The sequence below is a fragment of the Streptomyces sp. NBC_00080 genome (genome assembly GCF_045041255.1).
Classification (GTDB): Bacteria; Actinomycetota; Actinomycetes; order Streptomycetales; family Streptomycetaceae; genus Streptomyces; species Streptomyces coriariae.
Genome location: NZ_CP108235.1, coordinates 2,102,151 through 2,128,008, shown reverse-complemented (window position 1 = coordinate 2,128,008; position 25,858 = coordinate 2,102,151). Strand labels below are relative to the sequence as shown.

At 72.7% G+C, this 25,858-nt stretch carries 24 protein-coding genes and 1 riboswitch; of the genes, 17 read left to right on the top strand and 7 right to left on the bottom strand.

Features of this window, described 5'->3' with window-relative positions:
- Positions 1 to 130 precede the first annotated feature (130 nt).
- The 3 genes from OHU34_RS09435 to OHU34_RS09425 all read left to right on the top strand — a co-directional run bounded on the left by OHU34_RS09435 (position 131) and on the right by OHU34_RS09425 (position 2,612).
- Positions 131 to 910 carry a cobalt-precorrin-6A reductase gene (locus OHU34_RS09435; protein WP_405765809.1) on the top strand — a complete coding sequence of 260 codons (780 nt, stop codon included), beginning with the start codon at positions 131 to 133 and terminating at the stop codon, positions 908 to 910.
- A gap of 218 nt (positions 911 to 1,128) precedes the next feature.
- Positions 1,129 to 1,254: riboswitch (cobalamin riboswitch) on the bottom strand.
- Positions 1,255 to 1,413: 159 nt separating this feature from the next.
- The gene (locus OHU34_RS09430) at positions 1,414 to 2,328 is read left to right on the top strand and encodes a HipA family kinase (RefSeq protein ID WP_142266824.1); all 915 of its coding nucleotides are present in this window, start codon (positions 1,414 to 1,416) and stop codon (positions 2,326 to 2,328) included.
- Positions 2,325 to 2,612, top strand: coding sequence for a SelT/SelW/SelH family protein (locus OHU34_RS09425; RefSeq protein WP_405765806.1), 288 nt, complete (start codon positions 2,325 to 2,327; stop codon positions 2,610 to 2,612). The genes OHU34_RS09430 and OHU34_RS09425 overlap by 4 nt, the downstream gene beginning before the upstream one ends.
- 22 nt (positions 2,613 to 2,634) lie before the next feature.
- On the opposite strand, the gene aceB is transcribed toward OHU34_RS09425, so the two are convergent.
- Together aceB and OHU34_RS09415 are read right to left on the bottom strand one after the other, a co-directional pair.
- A complete protein-coding gene (aceB, locus tag OHU34_RS09420; RefSeq protein ID WP_405765804.1) occupies positions 2,635 to 4,269 on the bottom strand; it encodes a malate synthase A in 1,635 nt (544 codons plus the stop codon).
- 183 nt (positions 4,270 to 4,452) lie between these two features.
- Complete coding sequence (locus OHU34_RS09415; RefSeq protein ID WP_142266827.1) at positions 4,453 to 5,064, bottom strand: NTP transferase domain-containing protein; 612 nt, start codon at positions 5,062 to 5,064, stop codon at positions 4,453 to 4,455.
- Positions 5,065 to 5,258: 194 nt separating this feature from the next.
- Here OHU34_RS09415 and OHU34_RS09410 point away from each other — a divergent pair, with 194 nt between their 5' ends.
- Positions 5,259 to 5,573 carry a DUF5955 family protein gene (locus tag OHU34_RS09410; RefSeq protein ID WP_037733528.1) on the top strand — a complete coding sequence of 105 codons (315 nt, stop codon included), beginning with the start codon at positions 5,259 to 5,261 and terminating at the stop codon, positions 5,571 to 5,573.
- Positions 5,574 to 5,603: 30 nt separating this feature from the next.
- Here OHU34_RS09410 and OHU34_RS09405 read toward each other — a convergent pair whose 3' ends face one another.
- Positions 5,604 to 6,413 carry an IclR family transcriptional regulator gene (locus OHU34_RS09405; RefSeq protein WP_142266828.1) on the bottom strand — a complete coding sequence of 270 codons (810 nt, stop codon included), beginning with the start codon at positions 6,411 to 6,413 and terminating at the stop codon, positions 5,604 to 5,606.
- 268 nt (positions 6,414 to 6,681) lie between these two features.
- Between OHU34_RS09405 and allB the strand changes: the two genes are divergently transcribed.
- Positions 6,682 to 8,019, top strand: coding sequence for an allantoinase AllB (allB, locus tag OHU34_RS09400; protein WP_405765801.1), 1,338 nt, complete (start codon positions 6,682 to 6,684; stop codon positions 8,017 to 8,019).
- A 75-nt stretch (positions 8,020 to 8,094) separates the two neighbouring features.
- Entirely contained in the window at positions 8,095 to 9,216 is a 1,122-nt protein-coding gene (gene alc, locus OHU34_RS09395; protein WP_142268134.1) for an allantoicase, read from the top strand.
- A 179-nt stretch (positions 9,217 to 9,395) separates the two neighbouring features.
- Here alc and OHU34_RS09390 read toward each other — a convergent pair whose 3' ends face one another.
- Positions 9,396 to 10,142, bottom strand: coding sequence for an SDR family oxidoreductase (locus OHU34_RS09390; RefSeq protein WP_142266830.1), 747 nt, complete (start codon positions 10,140 to 10,142; stop codon positions 9,396 to 9,398).
- Positions 10,143 to 10,297: 155 nt separating this feature from the next.
- Between OHU34_RS09390 and OHU34_RS09385 the strand changes: the two genes are divergently transcribed.
- On the top strand, positions 10,298 to 11,116 hold the full coding sequence (locus OHU34_RS09385) for an AIM24 family protein (protein ID WP_142266831.1): 819 nt from the start codon (positions 10,298 to 10,300) through the stop codon (positions 11,114 to 11,116).
- Positions 11,117 to 11,294: 178 nt separating this feature from the next.
- Here the strand turns inward: OHU34_RS09385 and OHU34_RS09380 are convergent, their stop codons facing one another.
- On the bottom strand, positions 11,295 to 11,681 hold the full coding sequence (locus OHU34_RS09380) for a ribonuclease domain-containing protein (RefSeq protein WP_142266832.1): 387 nt from the start codon (positions 11,679 to 11,681) through the stop codon (positions 11,295 to 11,297).
- 110 nt (positions 11,682 to 11,791) lie between these two features.
- On the bottom strand, positions 11,792 to 11,992 hold the full coding sequence (locus tag OHU34_RS09375; protein ID WP_142266833.1) for a hypothetical protein: 201 nt from the start codon (positions 11,990 to 11,992) through the stop codon (positions 11,792 to 11,794).
- Positions 11,993 to 12,194: 202 nt separating this feature from the next.
- On the opposite strand from OHU34_RS09375, the gene OHU34_RS09370 reads away from it, so the two are divergent.
- The 3 genes from OHU34_RS09370 to OHU34_RS09360 all read left to right on the top strand — a co-directional run bounded on the left by OHU34_RS09370 (position 12,195) and on the right by OHU34_RS09360 (position 15,504).
- Positions 12,195 to 13,457: a histidine kinase gene (locus OHU34_RS09370; RefSeq protein WP_200839850.1), complete on the top strand. Its 1,263-nt coding sequence runs from the start codon at positions 12,195 to 12,197 to the stop codon at positions 13,455 to 13,457.
- Between the two features lie 85 nt (positions 13,458 to 13,542).
- Positions 13,543 to 14,223: a response regulator transcription factor gene (locus OHU34_RS09365; RefSeq protein WP_142266835.1), complete on the top strand. Its 681-nt coding sequence runs from the start codon at positions 13,543 to 13,545 to the stop codon at positions 14,221 to 14,223.
- A gap of 96 nt (positions 14,224 to 14,319) precedes the next feature.
- Positions 14,320 to 15,504 (top strand): cytochrome P450, encoded by a 1,185-nt coding sequence (locus tag OHU34_RS09360; protein ID WP_142266836.1) that lies wholly within the window; start codon positions 14,320 to 14,322, stop codon positions 15,502 to 15,504.
- 60 nt (positions 15,505 to 15,564) lie between these two features.
- Here the strand turns inward: OHU34_RS09360 and OHU34_RS09355 are convergent, their stop codons facing one another.
- Complete coding sequence (locus OHU34_RS09355; protein WP_020125493.1) at positions 15,565 to 16,581, bottom strand: Gfo/Idh/MocA family oxidoreductase; 1,017 nt, start codon at positions 16,579 to 16,581, stop codon at positions 15,565 to 15,567.
- 128 nt (positions 16,582 to 16,709) lie between these two features.
- On the opposite strand from OHU34_RS09355, the gene OHU34_RS09350 reads away from it, so the two are divergent.
- The 7 genes from OHU34_RS09350 (at position 16,710) to OHU34_RS09320 (ending at position 25,597) form a co-directional block, all read left to right on the top strand.
- A complete protein-coding gene (locus OHU34_RS09350; protein ID WP_200839961.1) occupies positions 16,710 to 17,447 on the top strand; it encodes a GntR family transcriptional regulator in 738 nt (245 codons plus the stop codon).
- Positions 17,448 to 17,642: 195 nt separating this feature from the next.
- On the top strand, positions 17,643 to 18,647 hold the full coding sequence (locus OHU34_RS09345) for a sugar ABC transporter substrate-binding protein (RefSeq protein ID WP_142266837.1): 1,005 nt from the start codon (positions 17,643 to 17,645) through the stop codon (positions 18,645 to 18,647).
- Entirely contained in the window at positions 18,644 to 19,735 is a 1,092-nt protein-coding gene (locus OHU34_RS09340) for an ABC transporter permease (protein WP_405765793.1), read from the top strand. Before OHU34_RS09345 ends, OHU34_RS09340 begins: the two co-directional genes overlap by 4 nt.
- The gene (locus OHU34_RS09335) at positions 19,732 to 20,541 is read left to right on the top strand and encodes an ATP-binding cassette domain-containing protein (protein ID WP_372481685.1); all 810 of its coding nucleotides are present in this window, start codon (positions 19,732 to 19,734) and stop codon (positions 20,539 to 20,541) included. The genes OHU34_RS09340 and OHU34_RS09335 overlap by 4 nt, the downstream gene beginning before the upstream one ends.
- 278 nt (positions 20,542 to 20,819) lie before the next feature.
- Positions 20,820 to 21,968, top strand: coding sequence for an ROK family glucokinase (locus OHU34_RS09330; protein ID WP_020125495.1), 1,149 nt, complete (start codon positions 20,820 to 20,822; stop codon positions 21,966 to 21,968).
- Between the two features lie 72 nt (positions 21,969 to 22,040).
- Positions 22,041 to 22,634 (top strand): sugar kinase, encoded by a 594-nt coding sequence (locus OHU34_RS09325; protein ID WP_142266840.1) that lies wholly within the window; start codon positions 22,041 to 22,043, stop codon positions 22,632 to 22,634.
- Between the two features lie 128 nt (positions 22,635 to 22,762).
- A complete protein-coding gene (locus OHU34_RS09320; RefSeq protein WP_405772211.1) occupies positions 22,763 to 25,597 on the top strand; it encodes a DEAD/DEAH box helicase in 2,835 nt (944 codons plus the stop codon).
- The last annotated feature ends 261 nt before the right edge of the window (positions 25,598 to 25,858 follow it).

Here is a 25,858-nt window from a genome sequence, read left to right as displayed (position 1 = left end):
CGCGCCGCATGGCGCGCTCCCGGGGCACGACGCCGGCCCGGCCGGGCCGGGACCGGTGTGCTTCAGTGGGCGCCGTGACCATCGCCTGCCGCGCCGCTCGGGCCCTGCTCCTCGGAAGGGACCGGACCGCGTGCACGTACTGATCCTGGGCGGGACCACCGAGGCCCGTCGCCTCGCCGAACTCCTGGCTGCCGACGCCGTGCCGGGGATCCGCGTGACGACCTCCCTGGCCGGACGGGTGGCCGCCCCCCGGCTGCCGCCCGGCGAGGTGCGCGTGGGCGGCTTCGGCGGGGCCGAGGGGCTCGCCGCGTGGCTGGACGAGGAGGGGGTCGACGCGCTCGTCGACGCCACCCACCCCTTCGCCGGGACCATCAGCCTCAACGCTGCGAAGGCCGCGGCCGACGCCGGTGTTCCGCTGCTCGCGCTGCGCCGCCCGGGCTGGGCCCCGGTGGCGGGCGACGTCTGGCACGAGACAGGTTCCCTGGCGGAGGCCGCCGAGTCGCTGCCCTCGCTCGGCCGGCGGGTGTTCCTCACCACCGGGCGCACGGGGCTGGCCGCCTTCGCCGCCCTGGACGACCTGTGGTTCCTCGTACGGTCCGTCGACGCGCCCGAGGCGCCGGTCCCGTCCCGCATGGAGCTGCTGCTCGACCGCGGGCCCTTCACGTTCGACGGGGAACGCGAACTGCTGCGCCGTCACCGGATCGACGTCGTCGTGACCAAGGACAGCGGGGGAGCGGCCACCGCCCCGAAACTGGCCGCCGCCCGTGCGGCGGGGCTGCCCGTGGTCGTGGTGCGCCGACCGCCGCTCCCCGCGGGAGTCCGGGTCGCGGCAGGCCCGGAGCAGGCCCTGGAATGGCTCGGGAACGCCGAACGCCGCGGGCCGAACGGCGATCGGGGCAGCGGGCGCTGATGCCGCGTCAGGGAGTCGGTACGGCGCCCAGGGAGCGAATGTGCGGGCGGTCGTCGGGGCCGTCGGCGGTGACGGTGGCCCGGACTGGATGTCGAGGTGGTTGGTGGGCTCGTCCAGGGTCCTGGCGTGACCCGGACAGACCGCCGGCGTCACGACCGGCGCGAAGCCCGGTCGTACGGTGCTCCCCCGGAGGTCTCCCGGCGGCGGGGGTGGCCAGCAGGTCTTCGGACTCGGGGTCACCCGGACGAGGCGCCTTCCCGGACCGTGTACGCCGTCCAGTGGCCGTTGCCCCGCCCGTCGCCCTCACCGCTGCGCGTCAGCTCCGGATTCGCACCGGATTCCCTGACCCGTACACACTCGCGTGCGCACATGGGTTCGACTGGCCTTGGCGAGCTCCCACAGCCGCGCAGGCCGCCCGCGGGCCTTTCCGCACGGCGGCTCGGGCCCACTCGTCGGCTGTCGGGCCTGGTTACTATGCTCATTCAGGCCAGAGGGAGAGAGTCATGTTGACCGAGGTCACAGCGACCCGCTACCTCGCTCCGCTGCGGGCGGGCGGCTCCGTGCCCGCCGTCGTCGAGGCCGACGACCTGGGCACCTACGTCGTGAAGTTCACGGGCTCCGCGCAGGGCCGCAAGGCGCTCGTCGCCGAGGTGATCGTGGGCGAGCTGGCCCGCGCCCTCGGGCTGCGCTTTCCCGAACTGGTCCTGGTCCGGTTCGACCCGGCGATCGCGGAGCGGGAACCGCACCAGGAGGTACGGGAGCTGCACGCCGCGAGCGCGGGGCTCAATCTCGGGATGGACTTCCTGCCGGGTGCGGAGGACTTCACGCCGGAGGTCGCCGAGGCCTTCCCGGTGGAGCCGCTGGAGGCCGGGAGGATCGTCTGGCTGGACGCCCTGACCGTCAACGTCGACCGGACGGTCCACAGCTCCAACCTGATGGTCTGGCCGACGTTCGGCATCGCCCCGCCGCGGTTGTGGCTCATCGACCACGGCGCCGCCCTCGTCTTCCACCACCGCTGGGACGGCGCCGACCCCGAGAAGCGCTACGACTTCCGCCACCACGCCCTCGGCCGCTGCGCCCCGGACACCCGGGCGGCCGACGCCGAGCTGGCGCCCAGGGTGACCGAGGAGCTGCTGCGCCGGATCGTGGCGGAGGTACCGGACGCCTGGCTGACCGGCGAGGCGGGGTTCACGACCCCGGACGCGGTCCGGGAGGCGTATGTGCGCTACCTCCACGCGCGTGTGCGGGCTTCGGCGGCCTGGCTGCCCACCGACTTCCCCGCCCCGGAGGAGCTCGCCGCCGACGAGGCACGGCGCGCGGCGAGGACACGGCAAGGACGGCCCGACTGGCTCAAGCGGGTCCCCGACCTGCACGGCAAGCCGGCCGCGGAACAGGATTGGTCGGTGCACCTCGGATGAGCGAACTGAGCGACGCGAGCGGGCGGGTCGAGATCGAGTACTGCACCCAGTGCCGCTGGCTGCCGCGCGCGGCCTGGCTGGCGCAGGAGCTGCTCACGACCTTCGAGGCCGAGCTGACGGAGCTGGCCCTGAAGCCCGGCAGGGGCGGGGTGTTCGTGGTCCGGGTGGACGACGAGGTGATCTGGGACCGCCGCGAACAGGGCTTCCCGGAGCCGACCGCGGTGAAGAAGCTCGTACGTGACCGAGTGGCCCCGGGACGGTCCCTGGGCCACTCGGACAGGTGAGCCTCCCGGCCGGTGCCGGTGCTCAGCCCCTGAGCTGTTCGTACGCCGGCAGGGTGAGGAAGTCCGCGTAGTCGTCGTCGAGGGCGACGGTCAGCAGCAGGTCGTGCGCCTGCTGCCAGTGGCCGGCCGCGAAGGCCTCCTCGCCGATCTCCGCGCGGATCGCGGCCAGTTCCCCGGCGGCGACCTCGCGGGCCAGCTCGGGCGTGGCCTTCACCGTGGTTCCGTCGTGCTCGAACTCCACCCCCGCGTTGATCCACTGCCAGATCTGCGAGCGGGAGATCTCGGCGGTGGCCGCGTCCTCCATCAGGTTGAAGATGGCGACCGCGCCCAGGCCGCGCAGCCAGGCCTCGATGTAACGGATGCCGACCTGCACGGCGTTGACCAGGCCCGGGTAGGTCGGCCGTGCCTCCAGCGAGTCGACGGCGATCAGGTCGGCCGCCTTGACCTCGACGTCCTCGCGCAGCCGGTCCTTCTGGTTCGGCCGGTCGCCGAGCACGGCGTCGAAGGAGGCCATGGCGATCGGCACCAGGTCCGGGTGGGCCACCCACGACCCGTCGAAACCGTCGTTCGCCTCACGGTCCTTGTCCGCCTTGACCTTCTCGAAGGCGACCTTGTTGACCTCCTCGTCTCGGCGCGACGGGATGAAGGCCGCCATGCCGCCGATCGCGTGCGCGCCGCGCTTGTGGCAGGTGCGGACGAGGAGTTCGGTGTACGCCCGCATGAACGGGGCGGTCATCGTGACCGCGTTGCGGTCCGGGAGGACGAACTTGGCGCCGCCGTCACGGAAGTTCTTGACGATGGAGAACAGGTAGTCCCAGCGGCCGGCGTTCAACCCGGAGGCGTGGTCGCGGAGTTCGTACAGGATCTCGTCCATCTCGTACGCGGCCGTGATCGTCTCGATGAGCACGGTGGCGCGGACGGTGCCCTGCGGGATGCCGACGTGGTCCTGCGCGAAGACGAACACCTCGTTCCAGAGGCGGGCCTCCAGGTGCGACTCCGTCTTCGGCAGGTAGAAGTACGGGCCCTTGCCGAGGTCGAGCAGGCGCTGGGCGTTGTGGAAGAAGTAGAGGCCGAAGTCGACCAGGGCGCCGGGGACCTGACGGCCGTCGGCGTCGACGAGGTGACGCTCGTTCAGGTGCCAGCCGCGCGGACGCATCACGACCGTGGCGAGCTCGCCCGCGTCCTTCAGGGCGTACGACTTGCCCGACCTCGGGTCGGTGAAGTCGATGCTCCGGGTGTAGGCGTCGGCCAGGTTGAGCTGACCGAGGACGACGTTCTCCCAGGTCGGCGCCGAGGCGTCCTCGAAGTCCGCGAGCCAGACCCGGGCGCCCGAGTTGAGGGCGTTGATGGTCATCTTGCGGTCGGTCGGGCCGGTGATCTCGACCCGGCGGTCGTCCAGGGCCGCGGGGGAGGGGGCGACCCGCCAGGAGTCGTCCGCGCGGATCGCCGCGGTCTCCGGGAGGAAGTCCAGCGTGGAGGTGCGGGCGATCTCGGCGCGGCGCTGCGCACGCCGGGCGAGGAGCTCGTCGCGGCGCGGGGTGAACCGCCGGTGCAGCTCGGCCACGAAGGCGAGTGCCGCCTCGGTGAGGACCTCCTCCTGCCGCGGCAGGGGCTCGGCGTCGACGATGGCCAGCGGGGACGGCGCTGGTGCGGACATGAGCGGTCACTTCCTTCAGCGGTGGCACCGGGTGCCAGTCGAACCGAGTACGGCGGACGGGGCCCCGGACGGGCCGGGTCCTTCTGAACAGTGGATACTAGTTTCCTCATTGTGGAACTTCAATGATTTGTTGATGTCGAGATTCTCTGCGTCGAGGCAAGGTGGCGCTCAGTGCCAGGATCCTCACTCAAGGTGCGCGAGATCCTGCGGGGTGTCGATGTCGAACGGGCGGGCCACGTCCCCGCACTCGACGAGCGTGATCGCCTCCTCGTGCTCCTTCAGGTAGGCGCGTGCCCCCCGGTCGCCGGTGGCGGTCGCCGCGATGTCCGCCCAGTGGCCGGCTCCGAACAGGACGGGATGGCCGCGCACGCCGTCGTAGGCCGCGCAGACGAGCGAGGACTCGTCCTCGTACGCGGCCAGCACCCGGGCCACGGCCTGTGGCCCGATGCCGGGCTGATCGACGAGGGAGACCAGCGCGGCCCGCGCCCCCGTCCCGGCGAGCGAGCCGAGCCCGGCCCGCAGTGATGTGCCCATGCCCTGCTCCCACGCCGGGTTCGGCACGATCACGCACCCCGCCAGCCGTGCCCGCTCCCGTACGGTGTCGGCGGCGGCTCCGAGCACCACATGCACCCGTGCGCAGCCCGCCGCGCGCAGCACCTCCACCGCGTGTTCGACGAGTGGCCGTCCCCGGTGTTCGAGCAGGGCCTTGGGGCGTCCGCCGAGCCGGCGGCCGCCGCCCGCCGCGAGGAGCAGGCCGGTCACCTGGTCCGCGGCCCGGTCTTCGTTGTGCGTCATGCGTCCTGCATACCTGACGCGGCGTCGGCCGTGCGGTTCCGTGCGGCTGAATTTCGGTCCGCGCAGTGGCGCACGCCGCGTCGGGTGGCGTTTACTGACCCGCGCGTCCTCCGGTGCCCGGTGCCGGTACCGCGGGGCCGCGGGGCGGGTGAGCGCGCACGCGCGCTCAGCGGAGCGCGCGTGGGGGGAGAGCTGTGTTGCGGAGCTTGAGGCAGAGGGCAGTGACCGGCAGCTACGAGGATCCGAGGGTGGCGGAACTGCGGACCGCGGTGTCCCGGCTGCGCCGCGAACTCGCCACGTACCCGGTCGAGTTCCCGGACCGGGCGATCGCCGAGGACGAACTCGCCGCGCTCGCCGCGATGGTGACCCACGGCGTCCCCGAAGTCCCCCGGTTACGCCGCTCCTTGCTGCTGATCGCGGGCGCGATCGGCTCGGTGAGCGCACTGGCCCGGAGTCTGACGGAGGTGCGCCACGCCGTGGAGCTGTTCGGGGAGACACCGCGCCGCTGAACCCCGGCGGACGCGGCGGACGCGGTGCGGCTACAGCCCGCCCTGGACCGCGGGGCCGGGGCTCGTCAGCGCCTGTGACAGTTCCACCGCGACCTGGCGCAGTACCGGCACGATCTTCTCGGTGGCCGACTCCGTGACGCGCCCGGCCGGGCCGGAGATGGAGATGGCCGCGGGGGTGGGGGAGTCCGGCACCGGCACCGCCAGGCAGCGCACGCCGATCTCCTGCTCGTTGTCGTCGACCGCGTAACCGGCCTGCCGCACGTCCGCGAGGGCCGCGAGGAAACCGTCCGGGGTGATGATCGTCTTGTCCGTGGCGGCGGGCATGCCGGTGCGGGCGAGCAGGGCGCGCACCTCGTCGTCCGGGAAGCCCGCGAGCAGCGCCTTGCCCACCCCCGTGGAGTGCGGCAGGACACGGCGGCCGACCTCGGTGAACATCCGCATCGAGTGCTTGGACGGCACCTGCGCCACATACACGATCTCGTCGCCGTCGAGCAGCGCCATGTTGGCCGTCTCGCCCGTCTCCTCGACCAGGCGGGCCAGGTAGGGGCGGGCCCAGGTCCCCAGCAGCCGGGCGGCGGACTCGCCGAGCCGGATCAGCCGAGGGCCCAGCGCATAGCGGCGGTTGGGCTGCTGGCGGACGTAACCGCAGGCCACCAGGGTGCGCATCAGGCGGTGGATGGTGGGCAGGGGCAGCCCGCTGCTCGCGGACAGCTCGCTCAGGCCGACCTCGCCGCCCGCGTCCGCCATCCGCTCGAGGAGATCGAAGGCGCGCTCGAGGGACTGGACCCCGCCGCTGGCGGACCTGGCGGAGTCGGTGGTGCTGGCGCTGGACGTCGGCACGGCGCGTTCCTTTCGAAACTGGCGGAAGGGCTGAAGCCTACCCGGCGGTCGGTTGACTCCTCGCTTGCGCGTAGTTAGATTCTGCTGGTCGGAATAGTAATTCCATTATGTGGAAACGTCCAGAGTGCCGGGGGTCGGTGCACTCTGGGGGAGTGGGCCCTTGACGGCGCGAGGGCGGGAGGGGAAGACTCCTTCAACAGAACGTTGAATTCCGTTACGTGGAAGTTTCTCCGGCGTAACCGGAGGAGAACGGAAGAGAGGGGCCCGGGTGTCCGAGGCTGAACTGGTGCTGCGCTCGACGCGCGTCATCACTCCCGAGGGGTCACGGCCCGCCGCGGTCGCGGTCGCCGCCGGCCGGATCACGGCGGTACTGCCGTACGACGCCCCCGTCCCGGAGGGAGCCCGGCTGGAGGACCTCGGCGACGACGTCCTGCTGCCCGGTCTGGTCGACACTCATGTGCACGTCAACGACCCCGGTCGCACCCACTGGGAAGGCTTCTGGACCGCCACCCGAGCGGCGGCGGCCGGCGGCATCACCACCCTCGTCGACATGCCCCTCAACTCCCTCCCGCCGACCACCACGGTCGACCACCTCCGGGTCAAGCGGGAGGTCGCCGCCGACAAGGCGCACATCGACGTCGGCTTCTGGGGCGGTGCCCTGCCCGACAACGTCAAGGACCTGCGCCCGCTGCACGAGTCCGGCGTCTTCGGCTTCAAGGCGTTCCTCTCCCCGTCGGGCGTGGACGAGTTCCCGCACCTCGACCAGGACCGGCTCGCCCGCTCCCTCACCGAGATCGCCGGATTCGACGGCCTGCTGATCGTGCACGCCGAGGACCCGCACCACCTCGACGCCGCCCCGCAGCGGGGCGGGCCCCGGTACGCCGACTTCCTGGCCAGCCGTCCCCGCGACGCCGAGGACACCGCCGTCGCGAACCTCGTCGCGCAGGCCAAGCGCCTGCACGCGCGCGTGCACGTGCTGCACCTCTCCTCCAGCGACGCGCTGCCGCTGATCGCCGCCGCCAAGGCGGAGGGCGTCCGCGTCACGGCCGAGACCTGTCCGCACTACCTGACCCTGACCGCCGAGGAAGTCCCCGACGGCGCCAGCGAGTTCAAGTGCTGCCCGCCCATCCGCGAGTCCGCCAACCGGGATCTGCTCTGGCAGGCCCTGGCGGACGGCACGATCGACTGTGTGGTCACCGACCACTCCCCGTCCACGGCCGACCTCAAGACCGACGACTTCGCGACGGCCTGGGGCGGTATCTCGGGCCTCCAGCTGAGCCTGTCGGCCGTATGGACGGAGGCCCGCCGAAGGGGCCACGGCCTCGAGGACGTCGTCCGCTGGATGTCCGCACGCACGGCCGCCCTGGTGGGCCTCTCCCACAAGGGCGCGATCGAGGCGGGCCGCGACGCCGACTTCGCCGTCCTCGCCCCCGACGAGACCTTCACCGTCGACCCGGCGGCGCTCCAGCACCGCAACCGTGTCACGGCGTACGCCGGGAAGACGCTGTACGGCGTCGTGAAATCCACCTGGCTGCGCGGCGAACGCATCGTCTCGGACGGCGAGTTCACCGAGCCGAAGGGCCGGCTCCTCACCCGTACCCCCTGAGCCGAAGGAGTGCCCGACCTGCCCGTTCCCCTGTCACCCGCACCCGCACCGGCCGACTCCCGAAAGGCAGACCTGATCACCGTGACGGCGATAGAGAGCTTCACCGGCGACGCGAACCCCTACGGCGGCGGCGACCCGTACGCGGACTACCGCACCGCCGACTTCCCCTTCACCCGGTTCGTCGACCTCGCCGACCGGCAGCTCGGAGCCGCGGTCGTCGCCGCCAACGACGAGTTCTTCGCCCAGCGCGAGAACCTGCTGGTGCCCGGACCCGCCGAGTTCGACCCGGAGCACTTCGGGCACAAGGGCAAGGTCATGGACGGCTGGGAGACTCGCCGCCGCCGCGGTGCCTCCGCCGACCACCCGTGGCCGACCGCCGAGGACCACGACTGGGCGCTCGTCCGCCTCGGCGCGCCCGGGGTGATCCGGGGCATCGTCGTCGACACGGCGCACTTCCGCGGCAACTACCCGCAGGCGGTGTCGGTCGAGGGCGCCTCGGTGCCGGGCTCGCCGTCCGCCGAGGAGCTCCTCGGCGACCATGTGAAGTGGACGACGCTGGTCCCGCGCACGCCGGTCGGCGGCCACGCGGCGAACGGATTCTCCGTGTCCGTCGAGCAGCGCTTCACCCACCTGCGGGTCAACCAGCACCCCGACGGCGGCATCGCCCGCCTGCGGGTGCACGGGGAGGTCGTGCCGGATCCCGAGTGGCTGTCGGTGCTCGGCACCTTCGACGTCGTCGCGCTGGAGAACGGCGGCCGCGCCGAGGACGCCTCCAACCTCTTCTACTCGCCGGCGAGCAACACCATCCAGCCGGGCCGCTCCCGCAAGATGGACGACGGCTGGGAGACCCGCCGCCGCCGCGACCGGGGCAACGACTGGATCCGCTACCGCCTGGCGGCCCAGGCGCGGATCCGCGCGCTGGAGATCGACACGGCCTACCTGAAGGGCAACAGCGCGGGCTGGGCCTCGGTGTCGGTCAAGGACGGCGAGAGCGGGGAGTGGACGGAGATCCTCCCGCGCACCCGTCTCCAGCCCGACACCAACCACCGCTTCGTCCTGCCGTCCTCGGCGGTCGGCACGCACGCGCGCGTGGACATCTATCCCGACGGCGGCATCTCCCGCCTGCGCCTGTTCGGCTCCCTCACGGAAGCGGGCACGGCGGCGCTGACGGCCCGCCACCAGGAGCTCGGCGGCTGAACCGACAGCCACCCCCGTGGACACCCAAGGCGGGAGAAGGGTGTTCACGGAGGTGGCGGCACGATGCCGGCCCGCCCTCCCGAGAGAGCCTCGCCCGACCCCGACCCCGATGCGGATCCCGACCACGGTTCGGATCCCGACCACGGTGAGGATCCCGATGCGGATCCCGACCCGGATCCCTAGGCCGCGTGCCCGCCGTCCACGGCGAACTCGGCGCCCGTGACGTACGCGGCCCCCGCCAGGTGCGCGACCGTCGCGGCCACCTCCTGCGCCGTGCCGAAGCGGCCCAGCGCGGTCATCGTCGCCTGACCGGCCGCGTACGGGCCGTCCGCCGGATTCATGTCCGTGTCGATCGGGCCGGGGTGGACGAGGTTCGCGGTGATCCCGCGCGGGCCCAGCTCCCGGGCGAGGGCCTTGGTCAGGCCGATCAGGGCCGACTTGCTCATCGCGTAGAGGGTCCCGCCGGGGCCGGGCACCCGCTGGGTCATACAGGTGCCGATCGTGATGATCCGGCCGCCGTCCGCCATCCGCCCGGCGGCCGCCTGCGAGGCCAGGAACACCCCGCGCACGTTCACCGCGAGCACCCGGTCGACGTCGGAGAGGCCGAGCCCCTCCAGCGGTCCGAGGACGCCGACGCCCGCGTTGTTCACCAGCACGTCGAGGCCGCCCAGCGCCCGGGCCGTGCGGTCCACCGCCCCGGCCGCCTCCCCGGGGTCCGCGGAGTCCGCGCGCAGCGCCACCGCCCGCCGTCCCAGCGCCTCCACGGCCGCCACGACGTCCTCGGCCGCCTCCTTGCCGTTCACATAGGTCACCGCCACGTCCGCGCCCTCCCGGGCGAGCCGCAGTGCGGTGGCCGCTCCGATGCCGCGGCTGCCGCCGGTCACGAGGGCCACCTTGCCGTTCAGGGTCTTGTCGGTCGTTGTCATGGGTCCATCCCAGCGGCCTGCGCCCCCGCGCGCTGGCGGCGAACGGACGTCGAGATCGCCCGGGGCGACAGGACGGTGCCGGACGCGCGGGCGCGCGGATCGTGCGCTCGGCACAAGAGCGGAACTCTTTCCTCCGCCTGCCGCGTTCTCCCCGTGTGACCCTTCAGCAAGAAATCGTCGGCAACGCCATGCAGATGGCGGTCGTCAACCTGTCCCCCGGCCAGACCGTGTACTGCGAAGCCGGAAAGTTCCTGTTCAAGACGGTCGACGTGACCATGGAGACCCGCCTCGGCGGCCCCTCCGGCAGCGGTGGGCAACCCCAGGGCGGCGCGTCCGGCGGTGGCATGGGCGGCATGCTGCGCCAGGCAGTGGGCACGGCCATGCAGGTCGGCCAGCGCGCCCTCGCGGGCGAGTCGCTGGCGTTCCAGTACTTCACCGCCCAGGGCGGCGAGGGCACGGTCGGCTTCGCGGGCGTGCTCCCCGGTGAGATGCGCGCCCTGGAGCTGGACGGCACGCGCGCGTGGTTCGCCGAGAAGGACGCGTTCGTGGCCGCCGAGTCCACCGTCGGGTTCGGCATCGCCTTCCAGGGCGGCCGCACGGGGATGAAGGGCGGCGAGGGCTTCGTCCTGGAGAAGTTCACCGGACGCGGCACGGTGATCATCGCGGGGGCCGGCAACTTCATCGACCTCGACCCCGCCGACTTCGGGGGCCGTATCGAGGTCGACACCGGCTGCGTGGTCGCCTTCGAGGAGGGCATCCGGTACGGCGTCCAGCGGGTCGGCGGTCTCAACCGCCAGGGGGTCATGAACGCGGTGTTCGGCGGCGAGGGCCTGTCCCTGGCCACCCTGGAGGGCAGCGGCCGCGTCATCCTCCAGTCCCTGACCATCGAGAGTCTCGCCAACGCCCTGAGGAAGGCCCAGGGCGGCGACAAGCAGGGGCCGACCGGCGGACTGTTCTCGACCAACGCGGGCTGAGCCGACGAGTCGCGGGTGCCGGTGGGGTGGTGGCGGTGCGGTCCGAGGAACGGTTCCGGCACACCGGCCTGCTCACCGCGCCGGGCGGCTCCGTCCGGACGTGCCTCGCCCCGCGGCCTGGAGACGTGGGGGGTCCGCGGGGCGAGGGTCTGTGGATCGGGCGGACGGACGGTGTCGGTCAGCAGCCGTAGTTGATCAGGTTGAAAGTGACGTAGTGGTCCGCGGTGTAGTAGTCCTCGGCGGACTTCTTCCCGGTCACGATGCGGCGCGCGCCGCGCGTCGAGGAGCCCGGGGTCTTCACCGTGTACTCGTGGTAGTAGCCGGACGTCTGGCTGGGCAGGACGCCTTCCCGGTTCTGGAAGACCGCTCCGTCCTGCGAGTACGGGAACGGCCCGCCCGCGTCGATCAGGTCGAGCGTGTCGAACGCCTGGGAGGGCAGCTTCGTGTAGCAGACGCTGCCGACGGCGGCGTGGGCCGTGGTGGCGGAGACGGCGCCGCCGACGAGGAGGGCGGACAGGACAGCCGCCGACGTGACGGTACGAGTGATCCGTGGGGGGAATCTCATGACCTCATGATGACGCGCGTAGACAGTGTCATGTCAATGACAAGACGCGGGAATTCGCCTTCGGGTCCGAGAAGTTTTCACGGCGTTAACCGGAGTCCGGCCCCCTGCGCTCAGCCCGGTTTCCGGCTCCCCGCGGCGGCGAACAGGGCGAACGCCGGCACGATCAGCGCGACGCTCGCGTACACCTCGGAGCCGTCGAGGAAGCCGAGGCGCTGCACGAGGCCCACATGCCGGCGGGTGAACTCGTGCAGCAGGCCCAGGACGCCCTGCACCAGGGCGAGAAATCCGAGGAGTCCCAGCAGTTCCTTCATGCTCGTGACTCTCGCCCCGCGGAGCCCGCGCGGGCCATCGGCCGACGGGCGGGACCTGTGCGACGGAAGGCTGCGGACCGGCGGTCCGGCCGCGCCGAAAGTAGGCGGCACCGCGACGTGAGTCGGTCCTTCCCCGCCTTCGGTAGGGGATACCCGTCCACGGGGAGGTGTCGCGGTCCCGCGCTGCGTAGATTTGTCGACCATGAGGGCGGACGACAGCACGGCACCGGCGGCACCCGGGTTCACGGGACGCCGCTGGCTGCTGCCGTCGGCCGTGGTCGCGGAACTCGCCCCGGACGCCGGGCAACCGGGCCGGCCGCACCGGCGCACCGCGCGCGACTGGATCGTCGACTTCCTCTGCTTTCTCGTGGCCGTGGCCGTGGGACTGACGGTCGCGGACTCCTTCCCCGGCGAACGGGACCTCCCCGAGGTCGTCGCCGCGGCCGACCAGCTTCTGGGCGCCCTCGCTTGCGCGGCGGTCTGGCTGCGCCGCCGGTGGCCCCTCGGCCTGGCGGTCGTGATGGTCCCCCTCGGCTTCCTGGCGACCACCTCGGCCGGCGCCTGCACGGTCGCCCTCTTCACCCTCGCCGTGCACCGGCCGTTCCGGTACGTGGCCTGGGTGGGCGGCGCCCAGGTGGCCCTGATCCCGCTGTTGGCCTGGGCCCGCCCGGACCCCACCCTGGCGTACGGGCCCTCGGTGGCGTGGAGCGTGCTGTTCACCGTCACGGCCATCGGCTGGGGCATGTTCGTCCGGTCCCGGCGGCAGCTGATGCTGAGCCTGCGCGACCGCGCCCGGCGCGCCGAGACGGAGGCCCGGCTGCGCGCCGAGCAGGCGCAGCGGCTGGCCCGTGAGGCCATCGCCCGGGAGATGCACGACGTGCTCGCGCACCGGCTGACCCTGCTCAGCGTGCACGCGGGCGGGCTGGAGTTCCGCCCGGACGCGCCCCGCGAGGAGATCGCGCGGGCGGCCGGCGTCATCCGCGAGAGCGCCCACGAGGCCCTCCAGGACCTGCGGGAGATCATCGGCGTTCTGCGGGCCGCCGAACCGGATGACGCCGGCCGTCCCCAGCCGACGCTGGCCGCCCTGGACACCCTGGCCGCCGAGTCCCGGGAGGCCGGCATGAAGGTCACCCTCGACCAACGCGTCACCGACGCCGGAGCAGTTCCCGCCTCCGTCGGCCGCACCGCGTACCGCATCGCCCAGGAGTGTCTGACCAACGCCCGCAAGCACGCCCCGGGCGCGGAGGTCGCGGTCACCGTGACCGGGGGCCCCGGCGAGGGCCTCGACGTGAGCGTGCGCAACCCGGCCCCCGTGGGCGAGGTACCGCCCGTTCCCGGCTCCGGCCAGGGCCTGATCGGTCTGACCGAACGGGCCACCCTGGCCGGGGGGCGACTGGTGCACGGGACGTGGGGGGAGGGGGGTTTCGAGGTGCGGGCGTGGCTGCCGTGGCGGGCGACGCCCTGACGGGGGCCGGGCGTGACCGCCCCGTCCGATCCGTTCGTCGCGAACCGTGAACCCGCCCGCCCGCAACCGTGATTACGTGAGGTCCATGACTGCGATCAGACTCCTCCTCGTCGACGACGATCCCCTCGTGCGGGCCGGTCTGGCTTTCATGATGGGAGGCGCCGACGACATCGAGATCGTCGGTGAGGCCGCCGACGGGAGCGAGGTCGAGGGGCTCGTGGAGCGCACCCGCCCCGACGTGGTCCTGATGGACATCCGGATGCCGTCCGTGGACGGACTCACCGCCACGGAACGGCTGCGCGGACGCGAGGACGCCCCGCAGGTCGTGGTGCTCACCACCTTCCACGCCGACGAACAGGTGCTGCGTGCGCTGCGCGCGGGCGCCGCCGGGTTCGTCCTCAAGGACACCCCGCCCGCCGAGATCCTCGACGCCGTGCGCCGGGTGGCGGCCGGTGACCCCGTCCTGTCGCCCACGGTCACCCGGCAGTTGATGGACCACGCGGCCGGTACCACGGCCGACACCCGGCGTACGCACGCGCGCGTACGTCTCGCGGCCCTCGGCGAGCGCGAACGCGAGGTGGCCGTCGCGGTCGGCCGGGGACTGTCCAACGCGGACGTCGCCGCGGAGCTGTTCATGAGCGTCGCCACCGTCAAGGCCCACGTCTCCCGGGTCCTGGCCAAGCTCGGCCTCGACAACAGGGTGCAGATCGCCCTGCTGGCCTATGACGCGGGGCTCCTTGAAGAGGGAGCGGACGGGCCCGGGTGACGGACCGCGAGGAAGTCGGCGCGGTGGGCACCGGACGCGCGTCCCGCTCGTTGCCGTCATGACGGATCGTTGCCGTCATGACGGAGGGGGAGGGTCATGACCGAGGTGATCGACCTGGGGGAGTTCGGCGACGGCTTCCGGAGGAACCCGCATCCGGTGTACGCGCGACTGCGCGAGCGCGGCCCGGTGCACCGGGTGCGGCTGCCCGTGCCCGACGCGCACCATGTGACCTGGCTCGTCGTGGGGCACGAGGAGGCGCGCGCGGCGCTCGCCGACCCCCGGCTGGTCAAGGACTCCGAACGGATCGGCGTCACGTTCCTCGACGAGCAGCTGATCGGCAAGCACCTGCTGACCGCGGACCCGCCGCGGCACACGCGCCTGCGCGCGCTGGTCTCCCGCGCCTTCACCGTGCGCCGCGTGGAGCAACTGCGGCCGAGGATCCGGCAGATCACCGACGGCCTGCTCGACGCGATGCTGCCGCACGGCCGCGCCGACCTCGTCGAGTCGCTCGCCTACCCCCTGCCCCTGACGGTCATCTGCGAGCTCCTCGGGGTCCCCGAGGCGGACCGCGCGGCCTTCCGCGAGCTGTCGGGCGAGGCCGTCGCGCCCACCAGCGCGGAGACCGAGTACGACGCGTTCGTACGGCTGGGCACGTATCTCACCGAGCTGATCGAGGACAAGCGGTGCGCCGGGCCGAGCGGCGACCTGCTGGACGACCTGATCCGCACCACCGCGCAGGACGGCGACCGGCTCTCGCCCGGCGAACTGCGCGGCATGGCGTTCGTCCTGCTCATCGCCGGACACGAGACCACCGTCAACCTGATCACCAACGCCGTCCACGCCCTGCTCACCCACCCCGGCCAGCTGGCCGCCCTGCGCGCCGACATGACCCTCCTCGACGGCGCCGTGGAGGAGGCCCTGCGCTACGAGGGGCCGGTGGAGAACGCCACGTACCGGTTCGCCGCCGAACCGCTGGAGATCGCCGGCATCTCCGTCGCGCAGGGCGAGGCGGTGATGGTCGGCCTGACCGCGGCCGACCGCGACCCGGGGCGCTATCCGGCCCCCGACGGCTTCGACATCCGCCGGGACAGCCGGGGCCACCTGGCCTTCGGACACGGCATCCACTACTGCCTGGGCGCCCCGCTGGCCCGCCTGGAGGCCCGCACGGCGATCCGGTCCCTGCTCGACCGCACCCCCGCCCTGGCTCTCGACGGCCCGCCCGGCGACTGGCTGCCCGGCCCCCTGATGCGCGGGATGCGCAGCCTGCCGGTGCGCTGGTAGCACGGCGGCCGCGGCACCCCACCGGCCGGCCGGGCCCGGCGTCCCCGAGGCCGGCCCCGCTCAGCCCGTCCCGGAGGTCGCCGGGATCTCCGAGAGCCACACCGCGCGGCGGTCTCGCCGGGACACCTCGCAGGCCTCGGCTATCCGGAGGGCCTCCAGTGCCTCACGGCCGTCGCAGGGGTTGGCCCGCTCGCCCCGCACCACGTCCACGAAGGCGTTCAGCTCCGCCGCGTAGGCGGGCTCGAACCGCTCCAGGAACCCGGTCCACGGTTTGTCCGCGGCCGGTGGGCCGGTGGGTTCGGTGGACGCGATCGGGGTGCGGTCGTCCAGACCCACGACGATCTGGTCGAGCTCTCCGGCCAGTTCCATGCGGACGTCGTAGCCCGCCCCGTTCAACCGCGTAGCCGTCGCCGTCGCGAGGGTGCCGTCGTCGAGGGTGAGGACCGCGGCCGCCGTGTCCACGTCCCCCGCCTCGCGGAACATCGCGGGCCCGGCGTCGGAGCCGGCGGCGTACACCTCCGTCACCTCGCGGCCGGTCACCCACCGCAGGCAGTCGAAGTCGTGCAGGAGCGCGTCCCGGTAGATCCCGCCGGACACCGGCAGCCAGGCGGCCGGCGGCGCCGACTGGTCGGACGTCAGCGCCCGTACGGTGTGCAGCCGCCCGAGCCGCCCCGAGAGCACCGCCTCCCGGGCCCCGGTGTACCCCGCGTCGAAGCGGCGCTGGAAGCCCATGTGAAGGATCGTTCCGGCGCTCTCGACCTCGGCGATCGCCGCCAACGTGCCCGCCAGGTCCAGGGCGATCGGCTTCTCGCAGAAGACCGGTAGCCCGGAGCGTGCTGCCCGACCGATCAGTTCGGCGTGGGCCGATGTGGCCGTCGTGATCACCACGGCGTCCACGCCCCAGCGGAAGATCTCGTCCACCCCTGGGGCGGCCGTCTCGCCCAGCCGATGCGCGAGCTCCTGGGCCCGCGCGTGGTCCGCGTCCGTCAGGATCAGGGATCCGACCTCGCGGTGACGGCTGAGTGTGTTCGCATGAATGGTGCCTATGCGGCCCGTCCCGATGACCCCGATGCGCATGAGACAAAGGTGCGTTGCAGGCCGGGCGCTGTCAATGCGTATGTCCGGACAACCGAACTACACAACTTCCCGTCAACCGGTCGCGGAGCTACGCTCGGGCCGTGCCGAAACCAGAAGTGGACCCGACCGTGCAGCTAGAACTACGTGTGGACCGAAGTTCTCCGGTGCCTTTGTACTTCCAGCTCGCCCAGCAGCTGGAGGCCGCGATCGAGCACGGATCGCTGACCCCCGGCAGCCTGCTGGGCAACGAGATCGAGCTCGCCGCCCGGCTCGGCCTGTCCCGGCCGACCGTCCGCCAGGCGATCCAGTCGCTCGTCGACAAGGGCCTGCTGGTCCGTCGCAGAGGCGTCGGGACGCAGGTCGTGCACAGCCAGGTCAAGCGTCCGCTGGAGCTGAGCAGCCTCTACGACGACCTGGAGGCCGCCGGGCAGCGTCCGGCGACGACGGTGCTGGTCAACACCATGGTCCCGGCATCCGCCGAGGTCGCGGCCGCGCTCGCGGTGGCCGAGGGCAGCGATGTGCACCGGGTGGAGAGGCTGCGCCTGGCGCACGGGGAGCCGATGGCGTACCTGTGCAACCATCTGCCCTCCGGCCTGCTCGACCTGGACACCGGGCAGCTCCAGGCCACCGGTCTGTACCGGCTGATGCGGGCCGCCGGGATCACCCTGCACAGCGCCCGCCAGTCCATCGGCGCCCGCGCCGCCACCACCTCCGAGGCCGAGCGGCTCGCCGAGGAGGAAGGTGCCCCCCTGCTGACGATGCAGCGCACGACCTTCGACGACACCGGCCGGGCGGTGGAGTTCGGCGACCACATCTACCGTCCGACCCGCTACTCCTTCGAGTTCCAGCTGCTCGTCCGCCCCTGAGATCCGTCGGTGTGATCGGCCCGCCTTGGTCGCATTGTCCAGACAATGTGACCGGATGTCCGGACAAGGTGAGTGATGGGCGGTGCCCGGCCCCCAGGTGCGTGGTCCCTGTGTTCGATAATGGGGCGTTTGTGTCCGGTGAGGGGTCACCGGATGCGGGCGTTCTGCAGAACACGGCAAGAAGGGCACCGCCTCGTGGCACGGTTTCGGACCTGGGCAGGGATCGCTTTGGCGGGGGCACTCACCGTGTCCCTGGCAGGGTGCAGCGCGACCGGCGGCAAACGCGCGGAGGACGCCCGCAAGGCGGCGGCTGCCCACGGTGGGGCCGCGGTGGACACGCCCCGCTGGACTTTCGCCATGATCACCCACTCGGGTGACGGGGACACCTTCTGGGACATCGTCCAGAGCGGCGCTGAGCAGGCGGCCGACAAGGACAACATCAACTTCGTGTACTCCCACGACGACGAGGCCCAGCAGCAGGCCCAGCTCGTCGACGCGGCGGTGGCCAAGAAGGTCGATGCGATCATCGTCACGCTCGCCAAGCCGGACGCGATGAAGGCGGCCGTGGCCCGCGCCGAGAAGGCCGGCATCCCGGTGATCACGGTGAACTCGGGGTCGGCCGAGTCCAAGGCGTTCGGCGCGCTCGCCCACATCGGCCAGGACGAGACGATCGCCGGCGAGGCCGTCGGCGAGGAGCTGAACCGCCGGGGCCGCAGGAACGCGATCTGCGTCCTGCACGAGCAGGGCAACGTCGGCCACGAGCAGCGCTGCGCCGGCGTGGCGAAGACCTTCGCCGGCAAGGTCGAGAACCTCTACGTCAACGGCACCAACATGCCCGACGTGCAGTCCGCGATCGAGGCCAGGCTCCAGGCCGACACCTCGGTCGACGCGGTCGTCACCCTCGGTGCCCCGTACGCCGACACCGCCGTGCAGGCCGGGCGGGGCGCCGGCAGCACGGCGGAGATCGACACCTTCGACCTCAACGCCAAGGTGGCCGCGGGTCTGCGTAACGGCACGCTCGGCTTCGCCGTAGACCAGCAGCCGTACCTCCAGGGCTACCAGGCCGTCGACCTGCTGTGGCTGTACAAGTACAACAGCGACGTCCTCGGCGGCGGCAAGCCGGTCCTCACCGGCCCGCAGATCATCACCAAGGACCAGGCGGCGGCGCTGGCGGAGTACACCGAGCGGGGCACCCGATGAGCGCGGTGACGGACACGGCGACCGAGGACGCGGTTCCGGAGAGTCCGGCGGGTCCGAACACGCGCAAGACGGCTGACGAAAGGTTTCTCCAGTCGTCTTCCCTGCGCCGGCTGCCGGGCCGCCCGGAACTGGGCTCCGTCGTGGGCGCGATCGCGGTCTTCGTCTTCTTCGCGCTGGCCGCCGACAGCTTCCTGCGTGTCGGCAGCCTCAGCACGGTCCTGTACGCGTCCTCGACGATCGGCATCATGGCCGTCCCGGTCGCGCTGCTGATGATCGGCGGCGAGTTCGACCTGTCGGCCGGGGTCATGGTCACGTCCTCGGCGCTCATCTCGTCGATCTTCAGCTACCAGGCGACGGCGAACGTCTGGGTGGGCGTCGGCGTGTCCCTGCTGGTCACCCTCGCCGTCGGCGCCTTCAACGGCCTCCTGCTCACCCGTACGAAGCTGCCCAGCTTCATCATCACGCTGGGCACCTTCCTGATGCTGACCGGCGTCAACCTCGGCTTCACCAAGCTGATCGACGGCACGGTGTCGACGAAGACCATCGCGGACATGGAGGGCTTCCGGTCCGCCCGGGACGTCTTCGCCTCCACCCTCACGATCGGCGGCGTCGGCTTCAAGGTCACCGTCCTGTGGTGGATCGCCCTGGTCGCGGTCGCCTCCTGGATCCTCCTGCGCACCCGCGCCGGCAACTGGATCTTCGCGGTGGGCGGCAACAAGGAAGCCGCCCGCGCGGTCGGCGTCCCGGTGACCCGGACCACCGTCGGCCTCTACATGGGCGTCGCCCTGGGAGCCTGGATCTCGGGTCAGCACCTGCTCTTCTCGTACGACGTCGTCCAGTCCGGCGAGGGCGTCGGCAACGAGCTGATCTACATCATCGCCGCCGTCATCGGCGGCTGTCTGATCACCGGCGGATACGGCAGCGCCGTCGGCTCGGCGGTCGGCGCGTTCCTCTTCGGCATGACGAGCAAGGGCATCGTCTTCGCCGAGTGGAACCCGGACTGGTTCACGTTCTTCCTCGGAGCGATGCTGCTCCTCGCGACCCTGCTCAACGCCTGGGTCCGCAAGCGCGCGGAGGCCTCGAAGTGACGTCGGCGCACGAAGCGAAGGAGACCGCGGTGCGCACGGCACTCGTCGAGCTGTCCGGCGTCGGCAAGCGGTACGGCAACGTCCGTGCCCTCGAAGGGGTCTCCCTGGAGGTCCACGCCGGCGAGATCACCTGCGTCCTGGGCGACAACGGCGCGGGCAAGTCGACCCTGATCAAGATCGTCGCGGGACTCCACCGGCACGACGCGGGGGTGCTGCGTCTCGACGGCGAGGAGACCGTCCTGTCCTCCCCGCGCGAGGCGCTCGACCGCGGGATCGCGACGGTCTACCAGGACCTGGCCGTGGTCCCGCTGATGCCGGTGTGGCGCAACTTCTTCCTGGGCTCCGAGCCGCGCAAGGGCGCCGGCCCCTTCAGGCGCCTGGACGTCGACCTCATGCGCAGGACCACCCGCGAGGAACTGCTGCGGATGGGCATCGACCTGCGCGACGTCGACCAGCCGATCGGCACCCTCTCGGGCGGCGAACGCCAGTGCGTGGCGATCGCGAGGGCCGTGTACTTCGGCGCGAAGGTCCTCGTCCTGGACGAGCCGACGGCGGCGCTGGGCGTCAAGCAGTCCGGCGTGGTCCTCAAGTATGTGGCGGCGGCCCGGGACGCGGGTCTGGGCGTCGTGCTGATCACCCACAACCCGCATCACGCGTACCTGGTGGGGGACAGGTTCGTCCTGCTGCGGCGGGGCGCCATGGTGGGTGCTCACCCACGTGACGGGATCACCCTGGAGGAGCTGACGCGCCAGATGGCGGGTGGCAACGACCTGGACGACCTCCGCCACGAACTGCGCCGGGCCTAGCCCTGTCGTGCGGATCGGATCGCAGGGCGGCGGCGGGACCGTTCGGCGCCGGTGAGCGGGGACCGTCGCGTGCCTCTGCAGGGCGACGCGGGCTCCTGCCGGACCCCGCGTCCACGGCATGGTCCGCACGAGAGGCTGCCGGGGAACCCGGGGCGGCGCCGACGCCCGGCCGTACCCGCTGCGACCGGCCACGGCGCCCCCGGGCACGGCAGAGGGCGCCCGCCCCCGCCGCCGCCCGGCTCGGCACCCGGCGGGAGGGTGAGGCAGAATCGGCGGCGATGAGCACCTACGGCAACTTCACCGCCCCCATCGGCTCCCGCCGCGCGCCCGCACTCCGCACCGTGGGCACGAGGGAGCGCCGATCGCACCTCACCGCGCCCCGTGTGCCGACGGTCGGCATCGACATCGGCGGCACCAAGGTGATGGCGGGGGTGGTCGACGCCGACGGCAACATCCTGGAGAAGATCCGCGCGGAGACTCCGGACAAGTCCAAGAGCCCGAAGGTCGTCGAGGACACGATCGTCGAGCTGGTCCTGGACCTGTCCGACCGCCACGACGTGCACGCGGTCGGCGTCGGCGCGGCGGGGTGGGTCGACGCGGACCGCAACCGCGTCCTGTTCGCGCCCCACCTGTCGTGGCGCAACGAGCCGCTGCGCGACCGTCTCTCCGGCCGTCTCGCGGTTCCCGTCCTGGTGGACAACGACGCCAACACCGCCGCCTGGGCGGAGTGGCGCTTCGGCGCGGGCCGTGGCGAGGACCACCTCGTCATGATCACGCTCGGTACCGGCATCGGCGGCGCGATCCTGGAGGACGGCCAGGTCAAGCGCGGCAAGTACGGCGTCGCCGGCGAGTTCGGCCATATGCAGGTCGTGCCCGGCGGCCACCGCTGCCCGTGCGGCAACCGCGGCTGCTGGGAGCAGTACAGCTCGGGCAACGCGCTGGTCAGGGAGGCCCGCGAACTGGCCGCCGCCGACTCCCCGGTGGCGTACGGGATCATCGAGCACGTCAAGGGCAACATCGGAGACATCACCGGCCCGATGATCACCGAGCTGGCCCGCGAGGGCGACGCCATGTGCATCGAGCTGCTCCAGGACATCGGCCAGTGGCTCGGCGTCGGCATCGCCAACCTGGCCGCCGCCCTCGACCCGTCCTGCTTCGTGATCGGCGGTGGCGTCTCGGCCGCCGACGACCTGCTGATCAGCCCCGCGCGGGACGCGTTCAAGCGTCAGCTCACCGGCCGCGGCTACCGGCCCGAGGCCCGTATCGTCCGCGCCCAGCTGGGCCCCGAGGCCGGTATGGTCGGCGCGGCCGACCTGGCCCGTCTGGTCGCCCGCCGCTTCCGGCGCGCCAAGCGCCGCCGCGTGGAGCGCTACGAGCGCTTCGAACGGTTCACCGAGGCGGCCCGCCGTACCCAGGACACGGCGTGAGCGCCGTACCACCCCGCACGACCCAGGACACCGCATGACCGCCGCACCGCCCCGCACGACCCGGGACCCCGCATGACAGCATCGCTGCCCCGACAGGCCGCGCCCCCCGACGAGCCGCACCGCCCGCCGGAGGACCGCCGGCACGTGATCCGCCGCAGGGCGCTCACCCTGCTGATCATCGTGCTGCTCATCGGTGTCCCGGCCGGCTACCTGGTGATCTCCGCCAACCAGAGCCGCGACAGCGGCAAGGACAAAGAGGCGAAGTACTCGGCGACCGGCCTGACCGAGGGCTGGCCGTCGAAGGTCCAGCGCCGTCTGTACCAGGTGCCGATCCCGCACCCGTCGAACCAGGTCGCGTACTACGAGACGAACAACTGGAAGACCAGCCGTCTGTACGCGCAGTTCCAGACCACCCAGGTGGGACTCGACGAGTTCCTCGCCGGCATCGGCGTCAGCAGGGCCGACCTGAAGAAGGGCGAGATCACCATCAGCGCCCGCGACCAGGAGGTCACGGGCTGGAAGTTCACGGGCCCCGGCTCGCGCCCCGGGGACGACTTCGGCATCGTCCACGAACAGAAGAAGCCCATGCCGACGCTGGACGTGGTGGTGAACACCGGCAACGCGGTCTACCCCTTCGTCTACGTGGTCTCCCGCACGGTCCCCTGACCGGTCCCGCCCCGGCCGGACGGCCGTGACCCGGCCGGCCGCCGGGACCGATTGTCAGACCCCGCCCGTAGAGTCGAAGACGACTGATCCGACATGCGGGCGGGAGGTGGACACACGGCATGAGCGTCATGGCCGACGGCACGGCCGCGGCGGAGCCCGGCTCCGTCTGCGTGCGGCTCGCCGCCGTCTTCCTGCCCGCGCCCCTCCCGCGCGAGGGACGCGTCGCCTTCTGGGACCCGGCGGACGGCCCGCTGCCCACCACGGCGGACGCGGAGCACACGGAGCTCACCGTCGTCCGGCGCCGCGGCTCCGCCATCCGCCGCGCGCAGGCCCCCGCCCTGTCCCTGCCGCTCGACAAGGCGCTCCCGCTGCTCGTGCGGGCCCGCCGCGACCCGGCCGCCCACCCGGCGACCGCCTGCTGGGGCGCGGCCGCTCTGCACGCGCTGCGGCTCACCGCCCGCGGCCGTCTGCTGCCCGGCCTGACGCCCACGGGACACGACGCCTGGCGGGCGGGCCCGCTGGACCCGGAGGACGTCGCCCATCTGCGCGCGGTCGCCGCCGCGCTCCCGCACGAGGGCCACGCGGTGCCGCTCCCCGGCCCCGGGCCGCTGCTGCTGCCCCGGCCCGAGGCCCTGATGCGGTCCTTCCTGGACGCCGTGGCGGACACCCTTCCCCGTACCCCGGCCGCACCGCACGCGTGCGGGAAGCCCTTCGCCGACCGCCGGCCCCAGCGGCTGCCCGGCGCGCACGACTGGGCCGCCGAGGTCGCCGCCGGCATGGACGCGGGCGTGCGGATCTCGCTCCGCCTCGACCTGTCCGCCTACGACATGTTCGACCGGCTCGACGACGGTGAGCGGGCGCGCCGGGCGGGCGCCGCGATCGTCCAGGTGCACAGCCTCGCCGACCCCACCCTGATGACCGACGCCGCGTCCCTGTGGGCGGGCGAGGCCGACGCCGCCTTCGGGGCACGCGCACGCGTGGACGCCGCCCTCGCCGTACGGCGCGCGGCGCGCGTCTGGCCACCGCTCGCCCGGCTCGCCGAACAGGACGCGCCGGACGTCCTGGCCCTGTCCGAGGACGAGCTGAGCGATCTGCTCGGGGTGGCGGCCACCCGGCTCGCGACGGCCGGGGTCGCCGTGCACTGGCCGAGGGACCTGGCGCAGGACCTCAGCGCGGCCGCGGTGGTCAGGACCGCGCCCGGCTCGGCGACCGACGGCACCGGTTTCTTCGAGAGCGAGGAACTGCTCCAGTTCCGCTGGCAGCTGGCGCTCGGCGGCGATCCGCTCAGCGAGGCCGAGATGGACACCCTGGCGGAGGCCCACCGTCCGGTGGTCCGGCTCCGTGACCAGTGGGTCCTGGTCGACCCGGCGCTCGTGCGCAAGGCCCGCAAGCGGGAACTGGGCCTGCTCGACCCGGTCGACGCCCTGTCCGTCGCCCTCAGCGGAACCGCGGAGGTCGACGGCGAGAGCGTCGAGGCGGTCCCCGTCGGCGCCCTGGCCGCCCTGCGCGACCGCCTCACCACCGGCGTCCACCCCGCCGATCCGCCGGCCGGTCTGCACGCCACCCTGCGCGACTACCAGCTGCGCGGACTGGCCTGGCTGGACCTCATGACCTCCCTCGGCCTCGGCGGCTGCCTCGCCGACGACATGGGCCTCGGCAAGACGATCACCGTCATCGCCCTGCACCTGAAGCGGGCCCGCACCGAACCGACCCTGGTGGTCTGCCCGGCCTCCCTGCTGGGCAACTGGCAGCGCGAGATCAACCGCTTCGCGCCCGGCGTCCCGGTCCGCCGCTTCCACGGCCCCGACCGCAGCCTCGCGGACCTCGGCGGCGGCTTCGTCCTCACCACGTACGGCACGATGCGCTCGGCGGCGCCCACCCTCGCCGGGCAGCCCTGGGGCATGGTCGTCGCCGACGAGGCCCAGCACGTGAAGAACCCCTATTCGGCGACGGCGAAGGCCCTGCGCACGATCCCGACCCCCGCGCGCGTGGCCCTGACCGGCACCCCCGTCGAGAACAACCTCTCCGAGCTGTGGGCCCTGCTCGACTGGACGACACCCGGACTCCTCGGCCCCCTGAAGTCCTTCCGGGCCCGGCACGCGCGCGCGGTCGAGAACGGCGAGGACGACCAGGCGGTGGAGCGCCTCGCCCGTCTGGTCCGCCCGTTCCTCCTGCGCCGCAAGAAGTCCGACCCCGGCATCGTGCCCGAGCTGCCGCCCAAGACCGAGACCGACCACCCGGTCCCGCTCACCCGCGAACAGGCCGCGCTGTACGAGGCGGTGGTGCGGGAGTCGCTGCTGGCCATCGAGACGGCGGACGGCATCGCCCGGCGTGGCCTGGTGCTGAAGCTGCTGGGCGCGCTCAAGCAGATCTGCGACCACCCCGCCCTGTACCTCAAGGAGGAGACGGCCTCCGTCGGCGACGCCCTGGCCGCCCGCTCCGGCAAACTCGCCCTGCTGGACGAGCTGCTGGACACCCTGCTCGCCGAGGACGGCTCGGCCATCGTCTTCACGCAGTACGTCGGCATGGCCCGGCTGATCACCGCCCACCTCACCGCCCGCGCGGTCCCGGTCGACCTGCTGCACGGCGGCACCCCGGTCCCCGAGCGGGAGCGCATGGTGGACCGCTTCCAGGCCGGTGCGACCCCGGTTCTCGTCCTCTCCCTGAAGGCCGCCGGCACCGGCCTCAACCTCACCCGCGCGGGCCATGTCGTCCACTTCGACCGCTGGTGGAACCCCGCGGTGGAGGAACAGGCCACCGACCGCGCCTACCGCATCGGCCAGACCCAGCCGGTCCAGGTGCACCGCCTCATCACCGAGGGCACGGTCGAGGACCGCATCGCCGAGATGCTCCAGGCCAAGCGCGCCCTGGCCGACGCGATCCTCGGCTCCGGCGAGTCGGCCCTCACCGAACTCACGGACCGCGAACTGACCGACCTGGTCAGACTGCGGAGGGAGGCGTGATGGGAGAGACGGAGAAGGCCGGCCCCGCCGCCGGCCCGGCCGAGGAGCAACGGGAGAAGGACGTCGGCCCGGCCGACGAGGCTCGCCGAGCGCTGCGCGCGGCTCGGGAGCGCTCGCAGGAACAGGAGCCGACACAAGCACCGTCACACGCCTCCACGGCCCGGCCCGGCGATCCCGCCCCCAGGCCCGGTGACGCGGCCCGCGCGGCCCTGCGGCGCGCGGCGGAATCCGCGTCCGTGGCGGAACCGGCGTCCGCGATGG

Coding starts and splice junctions, on each gene's coding strand:
- OHU34_RS09375 (WP_142266833.1), bottom strand. CDS start 11,992: ATGAAGGAACTGCTGGGACTCCTCGGATTTCTCGCCCTGGTGCAGGGC.
- OHU34_RS09365 (WP_142266835.1), top strand. CDS start 13,543: ATGACTGCGATCAGACTCCTCCTCGTCGACGACGATCCCCTCGTGCGG.
- OHU34_RS09380 (WP_142266832.1), bottom strand. CDS start 11,681: ATGAGATTCCCCCCACGGATCACTCGTACCGTCACGTCGGCGGCTGTC.
- OHU34_RS09320 (WP_405772211.1), top strand. CDS start 22,763: ATGGCCGACGGCACGGCCGCGGCGGAGCCCGGCTCCGTCTGCGTGCGG.
- OHU34_RS09425 (WP_405765806.1), top strand. CDS start 2,325: ATGAGCGAACTGAGCGACGCGAGCGGGCGGGTCGAGATCGAGTACTGC.
- OHU34_RS09330 (WP_020125495.1), top strand. CDS start 20,820: ATGAGCACCTACGGCAACTTCACCGCCCCCATCGGCTCCCGCCGCGCG.
- OHU34_RS09355 (WP_020125493.1), bottom strand. CDS start 16,581: ATGCGCATCGGGGTCATCGGGACGGGCCGCATAGGCACCATTCATGCG.
- OHU34_RS09360 (WP_142266836.1), top strand. CDS start 14,320: ATGACCGAGGTGATCGACCTGGGGGAGTTCGGCGACGGCTTCCGGAGG.
- OHU34_RS09415 (WP_142266827.1), bottom strand. CDS start 5,064: ATGACGCACAACGAAGACCGGGCCGCGGACCAGGTGACCGGCCTGCTC.
- OHU34_RS09390 (WP_142266830.1), bottom strand. CDS start 10,142: ATGACAACGACCGACAAGACCCTGAACGGCAAGGTGGCCCTCGTGACC.
- OHU34_RS09370 (WP_200839850.1), top strand. CDS start 12,195: ATGAGGGCGGACGACAGCACGGCACCGGCGGCACCCGGGTTCACGGGA.
- OHU34_RS09325 (WP_142266840.1), top strand. CDS start 22,041: ATGACAGCATCGCTGCCCCGACAGGCCGCGCCCCCCGACGAGCCGCAC.
- OHU34_RS09340 (WP_405765793.1), top strand. CDS start 18,644: ATGAGCGCGGTGACGGACACGGCGACCGAGGACGCGGTTCCGGAGAGT.
- OHU34_RS09430 (WP_142266824.1), top strand. CDS start 1,414: ATGTTGACCGAGGTCACAGCGACCCGCTACCTCGCTCCGCTGCGGGCG.
- aceB (WP_405765804.1), bottom strand. CDS start 4,269: ATGTCCGCACCAGCGCCGTCCCCGCTGGCCATCGTCGACGCCGAGCCC.